Raw genomic sequence first — 20,740 nt, forward strand, 5'->3', positions numbered from 1 at the left:
CCGAGAGGGTGGGTTCCCCTGCAGGAGCGCAGGAGGGTGCGCACCGGCCGCTTCCTTGGGCCGGGGGCGAGGAACGAGGACGAGCACAGCCCCGCAACCTCACAACCACACAAAACCGCAAATAAGTACGGGAATTCCGGGCGCGCATCCATTGACGACACGCCCGGGATTCCCGTACACTGTTAATCGCGTGTACCAACGTACGGGTTTTTGCACCCGTTTTATGGGAATAACTTTCCGGAAAAACGAGTTATATCTTCCGTACACCCGCTGAAGCGTCTTCGCCTCGGCGGCGGTACACATTGTAAGTATCCGTCAGCTCGACGTTTCCTCACCTCGTTCAAAGGCGTTAGCGGTCCTATACCGTGCGCGCCGGGGTGAAACAGTGAGCCGATTAGCGCCTCCACTCGGGGGTGTTGAACGGTGAACCGGCAGCGTCGACCTATTAGAAATCCAATTGGAGCCCTCACTACATGAGCACCAACATCCCTCAGGTCGCAATTAACGACATCGGCGACGAGCAGGCATTCCTCGAGGCTGTCGACAAGACCATCAAGGTCTTCAACGACGGCGATCTCGTCTCCGGCCAGGTCGTCAAGATCGACCACGATGAGGTTCTGCTCGACATCGGTTACAAGACCGAAGGCGTCATCCCCTCCCGCGAGCTGTCCATCAAGCACGACATCGACCCCTCCGAGGTCGTCGAGCTCGGCTCCGAGGTTGAGGCACTCGTCCTCACCAAGGAGGACAAGGAAGGTCGCCTGATCCTCTCCAAGAAGCGCGCACAGTACGAGCGTGCATGGGGCGACATCGAGAAGATCAAGGAAAACGACGGCGTCGTCACCGGCACCGTTATCGAGGTTGTCAAGGGCGGCCTCATCCTCGACATCGGTCTGCGCGGCTTCCTGCCCGCATCCCTCGTCGAGATGCGCCGTGTCCGCGACCTCGCTCCCTACATCGGCCAGCAGCTCGAAGCTAAGATCATCGAGCTGGACAAGAACCGCAACAACGTTGTTCTGTCTCGCCGTGCATACCTGGAAGAGACCCAGTCCGCAGTCCGCTCCTCCTTCCTCAACGAGCTGGAGAAGGGTCAGGTCCGCGAGGGCGTTGTCTCCTCCATCGTCAACTTCGGTGCATTCGTGGACCTGGGTGGCGTGGACGGTCTGGTTCACGTTTCCGAGCTGTCCTGGAAGCACATCGACCACCCCTCCGAGGTTGTCGAGGTTGGCCAGCCCGTCACCGTCGAGGTTCTCGAGGTGGACCTGGATCGCGAGCGCGTCTCCCTGTCGCTCAAGGCAACCCAGGAAGATCCGTGGCAGGCCTTCGCCCGCACCCACGCTCTGGGCCAGATTGTTCCCGGCAAGGTCACCAAGCTCGTTCCCTTCGGTGCATTCGTGCGCGTTGAGGACGGCATCGAGGGCCTCGTCCACATCTCCGAGCTGGCAACCCGCCACGTTGACCTGGCTGAGCAGGTCGTCTCCGTTGGTGAAGAGGTCTTCGTTAAGATCATCGACATCGACATGGACCGCCGCCGCATCTCCCTGTCCCTCAAGCAGGCAAACGAGGGCGTTGACCCCAACGCTACCGAGTTTGACCCGGCTCTGTACGGCATGGCCGCAGAGTACGACGAGGCCGGCAACTACAAGTACCCCGAGGGCTTCGACCCCGAGGCTAACGAGTGGCTGGAAGGCTTCGACGCACAGCGCGAGGCATGGGAAGCACAGTACGCAGAGGCACAGGCTCGCTTCGAGGCTCACAAGGTTCAGGTTGCTAAGGCTCTCGAGGCTGACGCAGAGGCTGCAGCAGCAGCTCCCGCAGCAGCTGAGCCCGCACCGACCTCTTACTCCTCCGAGGAGCCCGCTTCCGCAGGTACCCTCGCATCGGATGAGGCACTGGCTGAGCTCCGCAAGAAGCTGACCGGCAACTAATCTGTCGCTCAGATGAGCACTCATCAGGCGTAATAGCCGATAGGTAGCCCCGCAAGGGGTACCTAGAGCAGGGGAACCCCCTCATCTCCCGTTTGGGAGGTGAGGGGGTTCTTTGTATTACCGGGAGGTTGGGTTCCGGGGTAGGTTTTGGGTGCCGGGTGCTGGGGGGGGGCGCCGCGGGTTGGGGAAGTCTTGGAAGGGTGCGCCGCGGTTTGGGGCGTGGGCCCGAGGCTGGTGTTGGGGGAAGAGTCGTTGGGCAGTCGTTAGGCGGCGGTCATCTGCTCCCAGACGGCGCGCACCTGCTCGGCGGTCTCCTCTAGCGAGCCGCCGTTATCGATAATCCAGGTTGCGATCGCCTCACGCTGCTCGTCGGTTGCCTGCGCGGCGATGCGGGCGCGCGCATCCTCCTCACTCATGCCGCGCGAAGATACGAGGCGTTGCAGGCGAGTCGCCAGGGGAGTGCGCACCACGACCACGCCCTCAAAAGCGGACGGGTCGCCGGTCTCCACGAGCAGAGGAATATCCTCCAGCACCACGCCGCTGAACCCGGGTTCGGACTGCGCCTGCTCCACCAGCTGCGCGGCACGCTCACGAATAGCGGGATGCACAATCGCGTTCAGACGCAGGCGCGCCTGCTCATCATTGAACACGATACGCGCCAGGGCGGGGCGGTTGAGGCGGCCGTCCTCGTCGAGCAGGTGCTCGCCAAACTCCGCGACCGTGCGGGCGAGCACCGCCTCACCGGGCTCCATGAGGGAGCGGGAGATAGCGTCCGCATCCACCAGGAATGCGCCCTGCTCAACGAAGAGGGAGGCGATGGTGCTCTTGCCGCTGCCGATACCGCCGGTGAGGGCGTAACGGCGCAGGGCAGTGGAGGCGGGGGAAGAAGGCTGGGACATGGACGGTGCTCCTGACGGGCTGTGCCACAATAGATAGGTATTGATTAGAGGAGGACACATGCAGGAAGAAACTCGCGCCAATCGCTACCTTGTGCCGCGCGGCGATGAGCCCTATGAGAGCCTCCTCGAAATTAAGCGTAGCGAATTTATTGGTCACATCAAGCGCGTGAGCACCGTTGAGGAGGCGCGCGCCTACATTGAGTCGGTGCGCAAGACCTACCACGACGCCCGCCACGTGTGCTCGGCGTTCGTGATTGGTGCCGACCGCGACGTGCAGCGTTCCTCGGATGACGGCGAGCCCGCCGGTACCGCCGGTGTGCCGATGATGCAGGCGTTGCTGGCGCGTCAGACCCGCGAGGACGGCACGACCGACCTCTCCGACGTGGTGGCCGTGGTCGTGCGCTATTTCGGTGGCATTAAGCTTGGCGCGGGCGGTCTGGTGCGCGCCTACACGGATGCGGTGGTGCAGACCCTGGATGGTGCGCTATTCGATTCGCGTGAGCGTCTGCGTGTGGGTCAGGTGCCCAGTTCGCATGCGGATGCTGGCCGCCTGGAGAACGAGATGCGCGCCGCGGGCCTGAACGTGTTGGGTACCGAGTACGGTGCGGAGGGCGCGGTCATCTCGGTGGGCGTGTTTGACCGCGCTGAGGAGCTATCGCGTGCGGAGGAGCTGGTGGTGAGCTTGAGTTCCGGTGCGGCGAGCGTGACCTGGGGTGACACGCAGTGGGTGGATCTGCCGGTCTAGGTTACCGACCCTACCGCCACTCGAATTGCCGGGCTCAATCATTCGCATAAAGCTTTCAAAACCCAAAAGATAGCTTAACCTTAGTTAATAGTTACTCTAACCCTAGTAATTGCCCGTCGTTGTTGATAGGGTAGAGGGAGTGCTAAAAACTCATCCAGTATCTGAGGTCGTGATAGTGTGGCGCAGCAGGGCATCATCCCCAATGGAGTAGAGGAACCCGCTAACGCAATGGGAGGGGCTGCAACCCTCACCCGTCGGCAGGGGAGCGCGGGAGCTGCCGCCCAGCTTGAGCCGGCAACCGTCGCGCAGCTCCTCGACGCCTACCGTCAGCAGAACCTCGGCACCCTCCTGGGCGTGCTCACCCTCCGCCCCGGCGAGTTCGCCCGCCAGCTAGGCCGGCTCAGCCGACTCTTCCCCCAGCACGTGGCGGCCATCGCCGAGGCCTTCGCCTCCGTGGGCCGAGCGCTGCCTCTCGACGAGCTCGTGCGCCTGCACAACCGCTACTCAAACGCCGCCCGCGGGGTGGGGGAGAAACTCAGCCTCGACAATTCGCGGGTGCTGCACCTCATCCAGGCTCCGGCGCTCAACCGTGAGGGGGCCGGGCACCTGCTTATGGCCATCGAACTCTGCATGGCCGGCCGTCTGCGTGGCCTGACCGTCTCCATGCCCTCCACCGAGGCGTTTGCTCCGGCCGAACAATCCTCGAGCCTCGGCTCCTGCAACCCCGCCCTGAACGGTGCCCTCAACGCCTTTGAACCAATCGGGTGGGAGCCTTTCTCCCTAGACGGCAGCGATGTTTTGCTCGCTTCCGGCGTGCGCGATATCCCCGACGGCTACGAGCTGTCCCTCTGGCTCCTCGACGACGACTACCGATGCCGTGCCCGCGTGGAGCGAGGCGCCCCGCAGGTGTGCGTGGCCAGCTTCTACGACGAGGAGCTGACCAGCCGCACCGTGGATGCCTCCGGGGTCACCGAGAACTACCGCATCGAGGAGTTTGCCGAGCTGGACTACCTGAACGCCATGGACCGGCAGGTGCGCTACGTGGCCGTGACCGCGAAAACGGGAGAACCCCTCCCAACCTCGCTGGATGTTCCTGAGCCTTCGGGCGCGGCCTCCCTGAGCCCCTTCGTGGGTGGACGCTTCGTCCTGCCCGATATACGCACGGCAGAGGTGACCTCCGCCGGAGGCCTGCGGACCCTCACCCACAGCGGCATGCTTCCGGTCTTGCGCGCCCCCGGCCGCACCGTATGCGCGGTGATCGACCTGTACAAGCACCGCATTAACACCCCGGGGGTGGGTATTCCCGCGGGCCTGAGCGTGGAAGACGAAGAACGCACCATGCAGCTGATCCTGAGCACCCTGAACGGCTACCTGCCGCTGACGAACCGGGCGCTGATGAGCCTCGCCGGCGCCACCGTGGAGGTGCGCTAAATCCTTACCTGCGAGGTGCCCGCAGGCGCATAGCCACCTGTGGGTAGAGGGTATCGTGGCGAGTACATTGCGCGTGATTATATTGCGCCAGCAGAAAAGGGCGACCATTCCGGGGGCGCATTGGGCGGCTTTCCCCTAGGATGGATACATGAGTTACGCACCCGAGATTAACCGCATTGTCGCCCCCTTTGAGGTGGTCAGCCCCTTCCAGCCCGCGGGCGACCAGCCCAAGGCCATCGCCGAGCTCACCGGGCGTGTGCAGAACGGCGAGAAGGACATTGTGCTGATGGGCGCTACCGGTACCGGTAAGTCCGCGACCGCAGCCTGGCTAATTGAGGCGGTGCAACGTCCGACCCTGGTGCTCGTGCAGAACAAGACCCTGGCGGCGCAGCTGGCGAATGAGCTGCGCGAGCTGCTGCCGAATAATGCGGTGGAGTACTTCGTCTCGTACTACGACTACTACCAGCCTGAGGCGTACGTGCCGCAGACCGATACGTTCATTGAGAAGGACTCCTCCATCAATGAGGAGGTGGAGCGTCTGCGCCACTCGGCGACAAACTCCCTGCTGACTCGCCGCGACGTGGTGGTGGTTGCCACCGTGTCCTGCATTTACGGTCTGGGCACGCCCGAGGAGTACATTAAGCAGATGGTGACTCTGCGTCGCGGTGAGGAGATTGACCGCGACGAGCTGCTGCGTCGGTTCGTGGCGATGCAGTACGCGCGTAACGACATGGACTTTCACCGCGGCACGTTCCGTGTGCGCGGCGATACCGTCGAAATCATCCCCATGTACGAGGAGAACGCGATCCGCGTTGAGTTCTTCGGTGATGAGATTGAGGCGATTTACACCCTGCACCCGCTGACCGGCGAGGTAATTCGCGAGGAAGAAGAAATGTATGTCTTCCCCGCAAGCCACTACGTTGCCGGCCCGGAGCGCATGGCGAAGGCTATTACCTCCATTGAGGATGAGCTGCGCGAGCGCCTGCAGACCCTCGAATCCCAGGGCAAGCTGCTGGAGGCGCAGCGTCTGCGTATGCGCACCACCTACGACCTGGAAATGATGGAGCAGATGGGCTTCTGCAATGGCATTGAGAACTACTCGCGCCATATTGACGGTCGTGCCCCCGGCAGCGCCCCGAACTGTCTGCTGGATTATTTCCCGGATGACTTCCTGCTGATTATTGACGAGTCGCACGTGACGGTCCCGCAGATTGGCGCCATGTATGAGGGCGATATGTCCCGTAAGCGTACCCTGGTGGAGCACGGTTTCCGTCTGCCGTCGGCGATGGATAACCGCCCGTTGAAGTGGGAGGAGTTCCTGGAGCGTATCGGGCAGACAATTTACCTTTCGGCGACCCCCGGTAAGTATGAGCTGTCGCAGGCTGATGGTTATGTGGAGCAGATTATTCGCCCGACCGGCCTGATTGACCCGGAGATCGTGGTCAAGCCGACCAAGGGGCAGATTGATGATTTGCTTGAGGAGATTCGCGTGCGCGTTGAGCGTGATGAGCGCGTGCTGGTCACGACCCTCACCAAGCGCATGGCGGAGGATTTGACCGAGTACCTGTTGCAGCACGGCGTGAAGGTGCAGTACCTGCACTCTGACGTGGATACCCTGCGTCGTGTGGAGCTTCTGCGTGAGCTGCGCCTGGGCACCTTTGATGTGCTGGTTGGTATTAACCTGCTGCGTGAGGGCCTGGACCTGCCCGAGGTGTCGCTGGTTGCGATTCTGGATGCCGATAAGGAAGGCTTCCTGCGTTCGACCACTTCGTTGATTCAGACCATTGGCCGCGCGGCCCGTAACGTGTCCGGTCAGGTGCACATGTACGCCGATAAGATTACGGACTCGATGCGTGTGGCGATTGATGAGACGAACCGCCGCCGCGAGATTCAGCAGGCGTACAACCGTGAGCACGGCATTGACCCGCAGCCGCTGCGCAAGAAGATTGCCGATATTACGGATGTGCTCGCCCGCGAGGAAGAGGATACCCGCGAGCTTCTGCAGCAGCGCAAGAGCGGTAAGAAGGGTGCCCGCACGGTGAGCGCGGGCGCGAAGACCGGTTCTGCGACCTCCTCGAAGATTGCCACGAGCACCCCGGAGTCGGAGGAGCTTCTCGCCCGTGCGGAGGCGCGCGTTCGTGCCGACGGCCTGGCCGCCGCCCCCGCCGAGGACCTGCTGGACCTCATCGAGGAAATGAACGAGCAGATGCGCCTGGCCGCGGAGAACCTGCAATTTGAGTTGGCGGCGCGCCTGCGCGACGAGCTGGCCGACCTGAAGAAGGAGCTGCGCCTGATGAAGGAGGCGGGTCACGCCTAAACCCGGTGTTCTAAGCCCGGCGTTTAGGGGCCGACGTGGGTTTTTCGCCATGAGGTAACTCATTGTTCATGAAGTTCTACTGAGTGCAGATACATGCTGTACACTATCAAGGTGTTTTACGTGTCAAATAACACCTTGATGCTTCCGAACGATAAAGAAAAATCTGTGACTATTTCTAATAGCTCTTCAGATGCACACACCACGGGAGCTCGTTCCGTTACCCGCCGCAACCTCACCCGCGGCGCGCTTTGGGCTGTGCCCGCTATTGCCGCCTCCACGACGGTGCCCGCATTCGCTGCCTCGGCTGATGATTGCAAGACGGTACACGGCCCGGACTTCACCCAGGTCGGCGGCTGGATGATTACCAACCCCGCCAGTGGCGCCCTGCAGTCGCGCACCAAGAACAAGCCCGTGACTGCGCCGGAGACCGGTCAGGCGTGGTGGTCCATGGAGAGTGCAACCTCACCGAACCCCGCAACGATTCGCCTCATGTCCGTGTACGAGGCGACTCACGGCCCCGAGGGCGACCTCAACCTGAACTGCGGTGAGTTTGTGATGACCTACAACGTCTCCGCGTTGGAGGCGACGACCGGTACCACACACCTGCACCCGTCCATGGACATTTACTTCTTCTCGCCCGAGGGCGAAATCATTGACCGCCAGATCTTCACCACTGACCCGACCGGCAAGGCAACCGTCATGACCCGCAACGGCAAGACTCAGACCGTTCAGGGTCAGGTCATTCCCTTCGCGTCGAGCGTGAATGATAAGGCGACCGGCATCTCCGCGCGTTTTGCGTTGCGTGGCAATACGCTCATGGAAGGCATGTACCAGTTCGAGGTGGTTATTACCGTCCCGACGATTCAGGAGAACGGCACGGTGGATACGAACAAGCAGGTGAACGCGATTGCTTTCACTCCGCCGACCTTCAACATGGTTTCCTAACTTCAACACTCCTAAGTTCAAGATGGTCTCCTAACTGAATGAAATATAAAGGTAGCCCTCCCCGTAATAGTTCACGGGGAGGGCTACCTTTATCTGGAGGTTGTTCAGAGCGCCGTTTTATGCTTCGCCGTTCTCTAGCTCGGCGGCGTCATATCGCTCGCGGGATTCGAGTACCGCCTGCATATTGTCCTGCGCCCAGTGGCGCAGGGCGGTCATCGGCTCAATGAGGGTCGCGCCGAGCGCGGTCAGTTCGTAGTCCACGCGCGGCGGAATGGATGCCGTGACGCGGCGCTCCACCAGGCCGTCGCGTTCCATGGAGCGCAGGGTCTGGGTGAGGACCTTGGGGGAGACGCCCTGAATCATCGCCTTGAGCTCACCGAAGCGGGCGACGCGCTGCTCGGAGAGCGCCGCAACGATGAGCGGGGTCCACCGGTCGGTGAGGTGGCGCATCACGGTGCGGGAGGGGCAGGCGCTGGCGAGAATATTGGCGGGCAGGTCGTCCTGCGGGGTGCGGGTGGTTTCTACGGTTTCGCGTGTGTCTGTGGTTTCTCGTGTGGGGGAGGTGAGCGTGGTGGTCATAGCTGCGGTCTTTTCAATCTGCTGAGGGGCTGTTTTGCTGTTTTAGGGGAGATAGTGAGGGCGTAAAAATATTTTTAAATATTTTCTCAAAGCTCTAAATAGTTACCTTGAGGTACCCGGTTTCTAATAGATACTATAAAACCATCACGCGGAACACCGCAAGAGAAACGATAGAAACCACTCCGATAGGAAGCCCTCATGAACATCGCAATCATCGGCGCAACCGGCATGGTCGGCGCACGCACCGCAGCAGAAGCAATCTCCCGCGGCCATCGGGTTGACGCCTACACCCGCTCCGGCAAGGCACCCGAAGGCACCGCCGCCCACAGCATCGACCTCGCCGACACCGCGGCACTGGTCGACATCGTCAACAATCACGACGTCACCATCGTCGCCGTCTCTGCAGGTCGCGGCACCTCCGCACGGCCGGTCATCGACGCGCACCGCGCACTGATCGCGGCGGCACCTACCGGTCGCCTGCTGGTCGTTGGTGGCGCCGGCTCCCTCGAGGACGGCAACGGCAACCGCTTCGTGGACGGTGAAGGCTTCCCGGAAGATTACAAGCCCGAGGCGAAGGCATTCGCCCAGATTCTCGACGAGTACCGCGCATCCGAGGGTCTGAACTGGACCATGCTCTCCCCGGCGTTCGAAATCGCACCGGGTGAACGCACCGGCAAGTACAACACCGCGCTGGACACCCCCGCAGGTGCTTCCATTAGCGCCGAGGACTTCGCAGTCGCCCTGATTGATGAGGCGGAAGAGCCCAAGCACGCGGGCCGCCGCTTCACCGTTGCCAACTAGACAGCGCCAACTAGACAGCGCCAACTCATAGCGGTGCCAGCTAGACAGCACTAACTGGCAAGCGCGTATTCATCACCCAAAACGCCGTATCCGATGGGATAACACCCTGCCGGATGCGGCGTTTCGGCGTGCTTCGCTCCTGAAAAACCCTCCGGAGGGGCTCCTGTGCGAAAACCTCAACCTGCTGTATAATCGTTCACCGAGCAAGGGAGTATCCCACCAATCGACTCATCGTCAGCACGTTAGCCGAAGGCGCCTAACCGGGGAGTCGAGCCGACCTCCATTCAGATCGGCGGGAGAGACTTGTGGTCCTGTACGCACACCACAAGAAAGGCTCCCCATGGAAGTTACCGGGTTGCAATGGTTGGTTACTATTCTCATCATCGCTGGCCTGCTGGCCTTCGATTTCTTCGTTCACGTCCGTAAGGCGCACGAACCCACCGTCAAGGAAGCGGCCATTTGGTCGAGTATCTACATCGGCATCGCCGTGTTGTTCGGTCTGTATATCTTCGTGACGAACGGCCCCTCCGCCGCCACCGAATTCTACGCGGGCTACATCACCGAAGAGGCGCTCTCGGTCGATAACCTCTTCGTCTTCATGATCATTATGGGCACCTTCCGCGTCGCCCGTGAGAATCAGCAGAAGGTCCTGCTCTTCGGTATCGTCTTCGCCATCCTGGCGCGCGGCACCTTCATCTTCGCCGGCGCGGCAATCATTAACTCCTTCGCCTGGGTGTTCTACATCTTCGGCCTGGTCCTGCTCATGACCGCGGGTAACCTGCTCAAGGACGAACTCACCGAGGGCGACGGCGACGACGAGGCAGACAACATCATGGTTCGCCTCGCCAAGAAGTACCTGAAGACCAGCGACCACTTCGACGGCGACAAGCTCTTCACCATCGAAAACGGCAAGCGCGTCATGACCCCCATGATGCTCGTCATGGTCGCAATCGCGGGCTCCGACCTGCTCTTCGCGCTCGACTCAATCCCCGCGATCTTCGGCCTCACCCAGTCCGTCTACATTGTGTTCACGGCGACCGCGTTCTCCCTCATGGGCCTGCGCCAGCTGTACTTCCTGATTGACGGCCTGCTGGACCGCCTCGTCTACCTCTCCTACGGCCTGGCAGCCATCCTCGCGTTCATCGGCGTGAAGCTCATCCTGCACGCGATGCACGAGAACAACCTGCCGTTCATCAACCACGGCGAGTCCGTGCACGTCATCGAAATCAGCACCGAAATGTCGCTGATGGTCATCGTGGGCGTTCTGGTCATCACCGTGCTGGTTTCGCTGCTCAGCCCCAAGGGCCGCGCGCTGCAGACCATTCAGCGCGTTCAGGCGCTCTCCGAGAAGTACCTGGCACTGCCCGAGGATGCACCCGCTGCCGAGCGTGCGGACATCACCGCCCGCTGGCAGAAAGAAACCGAGAAGCTCAAGACTATTCCGCAGAAGCTGCGTGACGAGCTGATTGAGAAGGAAGACGAGTACCACGCCCTGGTGTTGCGAGCCCGCACCGCGCAGGATGCGCACGCCTCCTCGAAGTAGCGTCGGGCGGCCGTAACGCCTGAGCCGCCGGGACGCTCGCGGCTCGGGCCAAGCGCCCACGCTAAAGCCCCTCACACCGGATTAACCGGGGTGAGGGGCTTTAGCTATATCAAAGATATATTCAGCGAAGAATTACTGGTTGTGAACCTCAGCCAGCATGTTCTTCAGGTGGCCCAGAATGGTCAGCGAGTCGGAACCGAAGCCGTCGTGGTGGTGGGTCTTCGAGGTCCACACGTGGGTGTTGCCGACCCAGCGAGCGGTCTCCATGGAGTGCTCGAAGTCCACGTACACGTCCGGGTTGTAGGCGGCGGCCACAACGGGAACCTCGTTCTTGTGCAGCTGCTCGTGGTCGTACAGGCGACCCCAGTCCTTCTTCTCGGCCAGGATATTCGCCACCTCGGCCAGCGGACGCAGCGAGGGATCCTCCTCGTAGTACCAGGGGAAGATGTGCTCGCCGGTGAAGAGCAGACGGTCCGCATCCGGTGCGAACTCGGGACGGGAAGCCGCCACGCGAGCAGCAGACCAGTTGGTCGGAGCGGGCGAGGGGGAGATGGTGTAGCCGGGGATGCCGGGCAGAACGCCGTCGGAGGGGCCGTCAGCGTAAATGGTCTCGTGCATCAGGGCGTACAGCGGGTTCGCCTGGAAGGTCACCTCAGCACCCATAGCGGTCAGGAACTGATCGGAGAGGTGATCGTTACCCTCGGCGAATGCGTTCTCGAGGAAGTAGTGCAGACCGCGCTCGCGCCAGCGGCCACCCAGGAAATGACCGGCCATCTGGAAGCGGTGATCGGTCAGACGCTCACCGGTGGGCAGGTACTCCTTGTGGGTGCGCAGGTGCTCTGCGATGCGGGTCGCTAGCTCGGCGTCCTCGGGGAACCAGCTGTAGTACTCCTCCACGCGCTCCTTCATGCGGTCGAAGGTGTGCTGGTAGACGTTGTCCACCGAGGTACGAATCGGCGCCAGGCCCGCGGTAATGCGCGAGTCGCGCAGGGACTGCGGTGCGAAGGACAGGTACGAGAGGGTCAGGAAGCCACCGAAGGACTGACCAATGGTGGACCAGCGCTTATCGGCGCGGTCAGCCAGCAGCACCTCGCGGATAGCCTCCGCGTCGGCGATGATGGAATCGGCGCGGAACAGCTCAGTGTACTCAGCCTGAACCTGCGGGTCGCCCACTGCGGTGATGGTGCGAGCGGACAGGGGAGAGGAGAGGCCGGTACCGCGCTGATCCAGCAGAATCACGCGGTGGGTCTTAGCCAGCTCGGCAATCCAGCCGCCGATGGAGCCGGTCTTCGGGGAACCGAAGCCGGGGCCGCCCTGCAGGTACACGATGTAGGGGCGCTTATCAGCCGGGACGGTCAGGGTCTCGCTGGTGTTCACTACCTCGCGGGCGAACACGGTGATGGTCTGGTCCGCGAAACGGGAGGAGAGAGCGGCGTCCTTGCCCTTGGAGAAAATCAGACCGTGGGTCAGGGGAACCTGGAACCAGTGGTCGGTAATCTCGTAGCCGTCGTGCTTGACGACCGAACCCTTGCGGTACTCAACCTTGGGAAGCGAAGAAACGGTCAACGGTGAACCTTCTTTCAAATAAATAGATAGATACTCTGTATTCTAGCCCACTTGAGGGGAGATCCGGAGGGGCCCCTAGAACTCGCCAACGCTCAGGATCTTGAGCACCGGGTAGCCCGCCTCATCGGAAGCGGCCAGGTCTACCTCTGCGCGAATACCGAAGTCAAAGTTATCTTCGGGGTCGGCAAAGCTCTGCTGAACCTTCCACACGCCGGGGTGAGCCGCGGTATCCTCGTCCATGCTGACCAGGCGAGGCGAGCGCGCATCGGCGTCCGTGTAGATGTCGTCGTAGACGTCGAAGTAGTCGTCCATGGCGTCCGCCCAGCGGTCGGCGTCCCAGCCGCACCACTCGTCCAGGGCACCCAGGGCGCGGTCGCGCTCGTCGGCGAAGAGTTCCACGCGGCGGAAGAGGGCGTTGCGCACCATCACGCGGAAGGCGCGCAGGTTCTTCGTCACGGCGGGAGGCTCTTCCTCCTCGATGGAGGCGTGCTCGGCGGCAATGGTGGCGGTGTCTTCGCCGGCAGCCAGCTTCTCCCACTCGTCCACCAGGGAGGAGTCGGTCTGGCGTACCAGCTCGCCGAGCCACTCGATAATGTCGTCCAGCTCGTCGGTCACGGCAGAATCGGGGATGGTGTGGCGCAGCGCCTTGTACGCGTCGGAAAGGTAGCGCAGAAGCACGCCCTCGGCACGTTCGAGCGAGTAGTACTGCACGAAGTCGTTGAAGCCCATCGCGCGTTCGTACATGTCACGCACGATCGACTTGGGGCGCGGCTCAAAACGAGCCACCCACGGTGCGGACTGCTTGTAGGTCGTGTACGCCTGCTCGATGAGCTCCGCAAGGGGCTGCGGGTAGGTGACCTTGTCCAGCTCGTTCATGCGTTCGGTGTAGTCCACACCGTCCGCCTTCAACTGCGCCGAGAGCTCGTTCTTCGCCTTGCGCTCCTGCGCGTACAGCACCTGGTTCGGCGAATCCAGGGTTGCCTCGATGAGGGAGAGCGCATCCAGCGCGTAGCTGGGCGATTCGGGGTCAAGAAGCTCCAGCGCGGCGACCGCAAAAGCGGACAGCGGCTGGTTGAGGGCAAAGTTATCCTGCAGGTCCTCGGTTAGGCGCAGGTAGGAGCCGTGCTCGTCCGGGGTGTTGGTTCGCTCAATCACGCCGCCGGTCAGCAGCTCCTTGTAGATACCAATCGCCTTGCGCAACAGCTCGCGGCGGCGCGCCGGGCTCTCGTGGTTGTTCTGAATGATGCGGTACGCGGCGATGACCGGGTTCTCCGGGCGGTGCATCAGGTTCAGCAGCATCGAGTGGGTGATGTCGAAGGAGGAGGTCAGCGGCTCCGGGGCGGCTTCGACCAGCTGGTCGAAGGTCTTCTCGGACCAGCCAACGAACCCTTCCGGCGCCTTCTTGCGCTTGGAGGACAGGGACTGGTTAATGCGCTTGGTGTCGTCACCGAACTTCGCCTGCGCCTTCGCCAGCAGGCGCGCGTTCTCAATATCGTGCTCGGGAGCCTGAACCACCACGGTGCCGGCGGTATCAAAACCGGCGCGGCCTGCGCGTCCAGCAATCTGGTGGAACTCGCGGGCACGCAGACGGCGGCTACGGGCACCGTCAAACTTCGACAGCGCCGTAATCAGCACGGTACGAATCGGCACGTTAATGCCCACGCCCAGGGTGTCGGTACCGCAAATCACCTTGAGCAGACCCTCCTGAGCCAGCTGCTCCACGAGGCGGCGGTACTTGGGTAGCATACCGGCGTGGTGAATACCGATACCGGCACGCACCAGCTTATTCAGCGCCTTACCAAAGCCCGGACCGAAGCGGAATTTCGCGATGAGCTCGGAGATGCGTTCCTTATCTTCCTTCGAGGCAATAGCCACCGAGAGCAGGGCGTTCGCCTGCTCCAGCGCCGCCTTCTGCGAGAAGTGCACAATGTAGACCGGGGTCTGCTTGGTCTGCACGAGCTCCTGCACGGTCTCCTGAACCGGGGTGGTGGAGTAGTAGAAGTGCAGCGGGATGGGGCGCTCGGAATGAGCCACCAGGTCGCTCTCGCGGCCGGTCAGCGCCGTCATTTCCTCTTGGAAGCGAGTCGTATCGCCCAGGGTTGCGCTCATCAGCAGGAACTGCGTCTGCGGAAGCTCCAACAGGGGAAGCTGCCACGCCCAGCCACGCTGCGGGTCGGAGTAGAAGTGGAACTCGTCCATAATGACCTGGCAGAGGTCCGCATCCTTACCCTCGCGCAGGGCAATATTGGCGAGAATCTCCGCGGTGCAGCAGATAATGGGCGCCTCCGTGTTGATAGCGGAGTCGCCGGTAATCATGCCCACGTTCTCGGCACCAAAAATATTGATTAGGTCAAAGAACTTCTCAGACACCAGCGCCTTAATGGGGGCGGTGTAGTAGGAGCGCTGACCGGTCGCCAGGCCCGTGAAGTGCGCGGCAACAGCCACAGTGGACTTACCCGAACCGGTCGGGGTTGCCAGCACCACGTTATGGCCGGCGGCGATGCTCAGGACGGCCTCGTCCTGGGCGGGGTACAGGGTCATGCCGCGGGTCGAAATCCACTCGGTAAACGCCTCATAGATTTCTTCGGCGGTGAGGGGGTTGCTCTTAAAATCGCGTCGATTGTAGTCGCCGGGGTTCTCACCCAGCGAGGGAGAAAGAAAATTCAAAATACTCATGAGGATTCCAGTCTATCGGGAATAGCGCGGGCGCGGGGGCGTTATCGTTACGAGGGAACAATTCGGCATGGGCGCGAAGTTGCGTGCTCTAACGCAGGAAAACCTAAAGTTCAGGTAGGGTAGAACAAAGCGCTTTAGGTGCAGCGATGCATAACCCTGCGCTCAGAAGGTCGAAGGTACAGGCTCCACGCTGCAGAGCCCCACACCGTAGGGCTCCATGCCGTATAAATTACCGCCTAGGTTCAAGTCCGCCGATTGATGCCGGCTCATACTGTGCGGTTGATGCACGCCCCAAAATACGTTGCATAAATGACGACACGCCCATCTAATACACTCATAGTGTTGCGTGCCACATTGATAAAGGAATAGGGTAGGAGAAAGGAGAGACGTTGAATGACTGAATACAACGCTGACAAGGCACAAGAAGACGCTGCGCGTGATGAAGCCGCGCACGAAGAAGCCCTACACAACAAAACCACGCAGGAAAAAGCCGCTCAGAAAAAAACTGCGCAGAAAAAAGCTGCACAGGAAGTAACCGGTAGCGAACAACGCAAGGCGGAAGAGGAAGCCCTCAAAAAGCGCCTCGCCCTGCGAGTCACCGCACCCGGACACAAATACCCCTGGCACCGCTGGGCAATCCCCGTCCTCGGAGAAACTACCGCGGGTATCGGCGCAATCCTGATTCCCGTCATGGTGGGCCAATTCATTAACCAGCACATCGCCGGAAAAGCCCCCGACGCCTGGCCCATGTTCTGGGTGGTCGTCGCAGCCATCACCTTCATCGTGATCAACGAGTTCTTCGGATGGGGCACCTCCATGACCCTCAGCGCGGAGCTCGGCCGCGACTGGCGCGTCTACATCAACCGACTCATGGGACGCACCCGCACAACCGTTGATGCGGGTGAAGCAGTCACCGTCATGAACAAAGACGTGCGACGTGTTACCAACGTCTACTTCTCCCTACCGCTGTTCGTTAACGCCATGATTATCGCGACCCTCGGTGCCGTGCAGCTCTGGCTGATCAACCCCGTCACCGCGATTGTCACCCTCATTGGTACGCTCATCGTGGTCGGCGTCATCGCCTGGTACTCGTCCTTCCTCGAATCCAAGATTGGCGAATACCGCGAGAAGGACGGCGAAGCCTCCTCACGCGCCTCCGACATCGCCACCGGTCTGCGCACCATCGCCGGCCTCGGCGCCGAAGAACAGATGCGTGAACGCTACCACCGCGGCACCGACGAAGTCTTCGACAGCTACATGCGCTACGAAAAGACGCACCGCTGGATGTTCCTCATCCGCGCGCTACTCGGCGGTGCCGTGACCCTGCTCGGCATCGGATTCGCCCTCACCGGCCACGTCGAAAACGGCCGCTGGGTATCCGACACGCCCGCCGCGTCCCTGGTGACCGTCGCCTCCATTATCGCGATGATGGGTGGCCCCATCTGGATTACCCAGAACTTTCTGACGGAATGGCGCTACGCCAAAATTGCGCTCGCCAAGGTCGCCCGCCTCGAAGGTCACGCGGGCGTGCGCCAGGGCGTGCTGAAGAGCCCGCGCACCGACGAAGAAATGGCGCAGCTGGCACGCGCCGAACAGGCAGTCGAGGCGAGCCCCCTCGAGGTGCCCGTACCCATCGCCCCCGCCGGTGCAAGCAACCCGCGCATCGTGTACGTCAACCCGCGCGACTACAACCTCACCGCGCAAGACTACGCCGAGGCGCTCGCCCGCACCCTGCGACGCGGGGGAGAGGACCTCAAGGACGCACCCGGCCGCCGCGTGTTGCTGAGCGAACCGAATCCCATGATTTTCGCGGGAACCCTGCAGGAGCACCTGCGCCTGGGTACCGTGCCGAACCCCGACGAGGAGCTGGCACAGGCAAAGGACCAGGAGCTGCTGAAGATTACCGACTCCCGCGAAATCGCCTACCGACTGGGCGGACGCAACCCCGAAGACTACTTTGCCGCCCGCATCACCAGTGAAGGCGCGAACCTCTCCGGTGGTCAGCGTCAGCGTCTGGCACTCGCCCGCGCACTCGCACAGGACGCGCAGGTGCTCATCCTAACCGAGCCGCTGAACTCCGTGGACGAACCCAGCCAGCGCTACATCTACGATGCGATGGAAACCCAGGTCGGTAGCGACCGCCTGCCCGTCGGCTACCCCGGCCTGCTACAGGATTTGGAGCAGGTCTACGTTGTCTCCACGACCGCGGAGACGACCCGCCGCATGGAACGCGACGGCTACCCGGAAACCGCTCAGTCTGAAACTGCTCAGACCGAAACCACTCAGAATCAGGAGGTGAACTAGCATGGCAAAGCAGCTCCCCATCGAAACCCCCGCCTACGTGGCACGCCGCATGTGGAACTACCTCGCAGTGCATAAGGGACGAGCCCTCTACACCTTCGTCATTTACATGGTCAGCACCCTCATGGGTGCGGTGGTGCCCCTGCAGATTGGTGCCACCGTGGACGACGTGGTGGCGGGCAAGTTTTCCAGCTACCCGTGGCAGCCGATTCTGATTATCCTGGCGGCGTTCATCGTGCAGGCGATAACCCTCATGGTCTCCTCGTACAGTGCGGCCCGACTGGGTGCGCTCGTCACCCGTGATGCCAACCAGGACACCCTCGACGGCACCCTCGACCTAGACGCACGCACCGTGGAAGAAGCCGGCAGCGGCGACCTGCTCACCCGCGTGACCGACGACCTGTCCTCGGCAGCAAATGCTGTCAGCACAGACCTTCTCGGTGCAATCTACGTGGTCCTGTACTTCCTGGTTTCCACGATCTCTCTGGCGTTTGTGAGCCCCGCAATGGGTCTGATTATGCTGCCCATGATTGCCGGTCTTGCCCTCATCATGTCGAAGATGCTACCGCTCATGGCGGCACGCAACCAGACCACCCAGGAGCGCGTGAGCGACCTCAACAGCGTGCTGACCGAGAACATTCGCGGCACCTCCACGATTCGTGAGCTGGGCGTTCACACCGCCCGCGAAGATGCCTTCGCCGGCGAGAACAAGCGCCAGTTCGCCGCGCAGCTGGGCATGGTGCGCATCCGCCAGCTGTACTTCACCGTGGATGCCATCAACGCATGGATCCCCACGATTCTGTGCATGCTCTGGGGCGCCGCCTGCGTGGCTATCGGCTGGGCGAGTTGGGGTGCCGTGGCGACCGCCTCGGTCATGGTTTTCAGTCTGCGAACCCTCGCCGACATGCTGAACCACCACGTGAGCAGCCTGCGCATCATGCTCGTGAACATGGGCCGCGTGTTCGGTGTGGTCTCCCTGGCGAAGAAGCAGCGTGAGTCGCGTGCTCAGCACCGCGCCGAAGCGTTCGCCGCAGTATCGGACGAGGCCGTGAAGAACCCGGAGTACGCCATTGACTGCACCGACGTCTCCTACGGCTACTCGCCGGACGCCCTGGTGCTTGAAGGCATCAACCTGAAGATTCGCCGCGGTGAGGCGCTCGCCCTGGTGGGCCGTTCCGGTTCGGGTAAGACCACCATGGCTCGCCTGATTGGTGGTTCGCTGACCGCCCTGGATGGCACCATCACCGTGATGGGTCGCCCGGTCGGTCACGGTGACTTCCCGACCGATGCTGCCGCCGATGGCCGCCCGCGCCTGTTGGTTTGCACGCAGGAGGCACACGTCTTCTTCGGTACCCTTGCCGATAACTTCACGGTGGTCGTGCCGGATGCGACCGTCGAGCAGATGGGCGGGGCACTGGACGCTGTCGGTGCCCGCTGGTGGCGCGACCTGCCGCAGGGCATGGACACCGTTGTCAGTGACGCGGATTCGCCTCTGACCCGCGACCAGATTCAGCAGCTGGCGCTGGCACGTATTGTGCTTGCCGACCCGCACGCCGTGATTCTGGACGAGTCCACCACCCAGCTGGAGCTTGCGGACGCAACCGAGTCCCTGCGCGCCGTGCTGGCGAACCGTGCGGTGCTGATCATTTCGCACGATGCGCGTATCGCCTCCCTGGCTGACCGCGCGGTCCTGCTGCACGAGGGCAGGATCATTGCGGAGGGTTCCCCGGTGGAGATTTTCGCCCTGACCTAAGAGTTTTCTCGCTAGACTGCTAGTAGATGCGCGGCGGGGGAGTTGCGGGTAACGACCTACCTGCGGCTTCTCCGCCGCGTGCCGTATCAGGGTGGGACGTCTAATGGCGCCCGAGCCCGTTTCTATCCCTATCCCGCGAAAGGATGAACGTGTCTGCAGCAGATACCTCCTCCATCATCCGTGAAGAACTGCTGGCTCCCGGTCCCGGTCGCACCATCTACGGCTATGTGACTGCGCCCGTCAACTACCGTGACACGAAGCTGCCGACCATCATCTTCTCCCACGGTTTCAGTGGCCGCGCTGAAAGCGGTGACGTGTGGGCACACCAGCTGGCGGCACACGGGTATGTCGTGTATTCCTTCGACTTTATGGGTGCTACCGAGCAGAGCCGTAGCGGTAACGACGTCCTTGCCATGTCTCCCTTTACCGAGAAGGACGACCTGGACGCTGTGCTGACCATGATTGACGGCCAGCAGTTTGTGGATACTCAGAATATTTTCCTGATGGGTCAGAGCCAGGGCGGCGTGGTATCAACCATGGTCGCCGCCGAACGTAATGACGATATTGCGGGCCTGATTCTGCTGTACCCGGCGTATGTTCTTTTCGACGATGCGCGGGCGCTGTTCTCGTCGGTGGACCAGATCCCGCCGACCTACACTCACCGCGGTAAAGAGATTGGCCGCGTGTACTTTGAGCGTGCCCTGGATTTTGACCCGTATGCGCAGATGCCCTCGGTGACTAAGCCGGTACTGCTGATGCACGGCACCGCGGACCGTGTGGTGCCGATTTCTTACGCGGAGCGTGCTGCGCGGACCTTCCCGGATGTGCATTTTGAGCGGATTGACGGGGCGGGCCATAAGTTTAACTCCGCCCAGATTGACCAGTCTGTGCGCTTTATTGAGCAGTACCTAAGTGAGCTTGTGAAGGTTGCTGACTCCTAGAGCTGGAGTGCTTTGTTGGATGAGTGCCCTGTAGATAGCCCTGAGAGGAGTGCCCGGTACCGTGTGATGCGGTGCCGGGCGCTACTTGTTTAACGGGTGGTTTGGGGTGGCGACTGGGGGAGCGAATGGTGCAGGGCGGAGTGCGTTGTGAAGGGCACCGGCAAACAAAAATTTTGGAGAGATCCACCCGCCGCCCACAAAACTTTTAGTTACTGAGAATCGTTGCGATAGCCTGGCAGGGCGATATGGGGTGCCTTGAGACGCCCACCCACCCCGCTGACCCGCCCAACTGACCGCCCAACTGACCGCCCAACT

At 61.8% G+C, this 20,740-nt stretch carries 14 protein-coding genes; 10 read left to right on the top strand and 4 right to left on the bottom strand.

The window, feature by feature from the left end; genetic code table 11:
• Positions 1-473: 473 nt before the first annotated feature.
• A complete protein-coding gene (rpsA, locus tag HMPREF2944_RS06600) occupies positions 474-1,928 on the top strand; it encodes a 30S ribosomal protein S1 (protein ID WP_049334100.1) in 1,455 nt (484 codons plus the stop codon).
• Positions 1,929-2,191: 263 nt separating this feature from the next.
• Here the strand turns inward: rpsA and coaE are convergent, their stop codons facing one another.
• Complete coding sequence (coaE, locus tag HMPREF2944_RS06605; RefSeq protein WP_070681710.1) at positions 2,192-2,827, bottom strand: dephospho-CoA kinase; 636 nt, start codon at positions 2,825-2,827, stop codon at positions 2,192-2,194.
• Positions 2,828-2,885: 58 nt separating this feature from the next.
• On the opposite strand from coaE, the gene HMPREF2944_RS06610 reads away from it, so the two are divergent.
• The 4 genes from HMPREF2944_RS06610 to HMPREF2944_RS06625 all read left to right on the top strand — a co-directional run bounded on the left by HMPREF2944_RS06610 (position 2,886) and on the right by HMPREF2944_RS06625 (position 8,265).
• A complete protein-coding gene (locus tag HMPREF2944_RS06610) occupies positions 2,886-3,572 on the top strand; it encodes an IMPACT family protein (protein ID WP_070681713.1) in 687 nt (228 codons plus the stop codon).
• 228 nt (positions 3,573-3,800) lie between these two features.
• Entirely contained in the window at positions 3,801-5,003 is a 1,203-nt protein-coding gene (locus tag HMPREF2944_RS06615) for a 2-oxoglutarate dehydrogenase (RefSeq protein WP_246826280.1), read from the top strand.
• A gap of 148 nt (positions 5,004-5,151) precedes the next feature.
• Entirely contained in the window at positions 5,152-7,320 is a 2,169-nt protein-coding gene (gene uvrB, locus HMPREF2944_RS06620; protein WP_070681718.1) for an excinuclease ABC subunit UvrB, read from the top strand.
• 165 nt (positions 7,321-7,485) lie between these two features.
• Complete coding sequence (locus tag HMPREF2944_RS06625; RefSeq protein WP_246826281.1) at positions 7,486-8,265, top strand: ornithinee aminotransferase; 780 nt, start codon at positions 7,486-7,488, stop codon at positions 8,263-8,265.
• A 117-nt stretch (positions 8,266-8,382) separates the two neighbouring features.
• Here the strand turns inward: HMPREF2944_RS06625 and HMPREF2944_RS06630 are convergent, their stop codons facing one another.
• Positions 8,383-8,844: a winged helix-turn-helix transcriptional regulator gene (locus tag HMPREF2944_RS06630; RefSeq protein ID WP_080976710.1), complete on the bottom strand. Its 462-nt coding sequence runs from the start codon at positions 8,842-8,844 to the stop codon at positions 8,383-8,385.
• Between the two features lie 198 nt (positions 8,845-9,042).
• Here HMPREF2944_RS06630 and HMPREF2944_RS06635 point away from each other — a divergent pair, with 198 nt between their 5' ends.
• Entirely contained in the window at positions 9,043-9,645 is a 603-nt protein-coding gene (locus HMPREF2944_RS06635; protein ID WP_070681724.1) for an NAD(P)-dependent oxidoreductase, read from the top strand.
• Between the two features lie 340 nt (positions 9,646-9,985).
• Positions 9,986-11,188, top strand: coding sequence for a TerC family protein (locus HMPREF2944_RS06640; RefSeq protein WP_070681728.1), 1,203 nt, complete (start codon positions 9,986-9,988; stop codon positions 11,186-11,188).
• A 132-nt stretch (positions 11,189-11,320) separates the two neighbouring features.
• On the opposite strand, the gene HMPREF2944_RS06645 is transcribed toward HMPREF2944_RS06640, so the two are convergent.
• Entirely contained in the window at positions 11,321-12,754 is a 1,434-nt protein-coding gene (locus HMPREF2944_RS06645) for an alpha/beta fold hydrolase (RefSeq protein WP_239668294.1), read from the bottom strand.
• 75 nt (positions 12,755-12,829) lie between these two features.
• Complete coding sequence (locus HMPREF2944_RS06650) at positions 12,830-15,430, bottom strand: DEAD/DEAH box helicase (protein ID WP_070681731.1); 2,601 nt, start codon at positions 15,428-15,430, stop codon at positions 12,830-12,832.
• 393 nt (positions 15,431-15,823) lie between these two features.
• Between HMPREF2944_RS06650 and HMPREF2944_RS06655 the strand changes: the two genes are divergently transcribed.
• The 3 genes from HMPREF2944_RS06655 (at position 15,824) to HMPREF2944_RS06665 (ending at position 20,425) form a co-directional block, all read left to right on the top strand.
• Complete coding sequence (locus HMPREF2944_RS06655; RefSeq protein WP_070681734.1) at positions 15,824-17,734, top strand: ABC transporter transmembrane domain-containing protein; 1,911 nt, start codon at positions 15,824-15,826, stop codon at positions 17,732-17,734.
• Position 17,735: 1 nt separating this feature from the next.
• On the top strand, positions 17,736-19,484 hold the full coding sequence (locus tag HMPREF2944_RS06660) for an ABC transporter ATP-binding protein (protein WP_070681737.1): 1,749 nt from the start codon (positions 17,736-17,738) through the stop codon (positions 19,482-19,484).
• Between the two features lie 149 nt (positions 19,485-19,633).
• Positions 19,634-20,425: an alpha/beta hydrolase family protein gene (locus HMPREF2944_RS06665; protein ID WP_070681740.1), complete on the top strand. Its 792-nt coding sequence runs from the start codon at positions 19,634-19,636 to the stop codon at positions 20,423-20,425.
• The last annotated feature ends 315 nt before the right edge of the window (positions 20,426-20,740 follow it).

This window comes from Rothia sp. HMSC072E10 (genome assembly GCF_001813965.1).
Lineage (GTDB): Bacteria > Actinomycetota > Actinomycetes > Actinomycetales > Micrococcaceae > Rothia > Rothia mucilaginosa_A.

Bases quoted from the DNA above. Each gene is read 5' to 3' on its own strand.
- HMPREF2944_RS06615 (WP_246826280.1), top strand. From the start codon at position 3,801: ATGGGAGGGGCTGCAACCCTCACCCGTCGGCAGGGGAGCGCGGGAGCT.
- coaE (WP_070681710.1), bottom strand. From the start codon at position 2,827: ATGTCCCAGCCTTCTTCCCCCGCCTCCACTGCCCTGCGCCGTTACGCC.
- HMPREF2944_RS06650 (WP_070681731.1), bottom strand. From the start codon at position 15,430: ATGAGTATTTTGAATTTTCTTTCTCCCTCGCTGGGTGAGAACCCCGGC.
- HMPREF2944_RS06655 (WP_070681734.1), top strand. From the start codon at position 15,824: ATGACTGAATACAACGCTGACAAGGCACAAGAAGACGCTGCGCGTGAT.
- HMPREF2944_RS06610 (WP_070681713.1), top strand. From the start codon at position 2,886: ATGCAGGAAGAAACTCGCGCCAATCGCTACCTTGTGCCGCGCGGCGAT.
- HMPREF2944_RS06635 (WP_070681724.1), top strand. From the start codon at position 9,043: ATGAACATCGCAATCATCGGCGCAACCGGCATGGTCGGCGCACGCACC.
- HMPREF2944_RS06640 (WP_070681728.1), top strand. From the start codon at position 9,986: ATGGAAGTTACCGGGTTGCAATGGTTGGTTACTATTCTCATCATCGCT.
- uvrB (WP_070681718.1), top strand. From the start codon at position 5,152: ATGAGTTACGCACCCGAGATTAACCGCATTGTCGCCCCCTTTGAGGTG.
- HMPREF2944_RS06660 (WP_070681737.1), top strand. From the start codon at position 17,736: ATGGCAAAGCAGCTCCCCATCGAAACCCCCGCCTACGTGGCACGCCGC.
- HMPREF2944_RS06630 (WP_080976710.1), bottom strand. From the start codon at position 8,844: ATGACCACCACGCTCACCTCCCCCACACGAGAAACCACAGACACACGC.
- rpsA (WP_049334100.1), top strand. From the start codon at position 474: ATGAGCACCAACATCCCTCAGGTCGCAATTAACGACATCGGCGACGAG.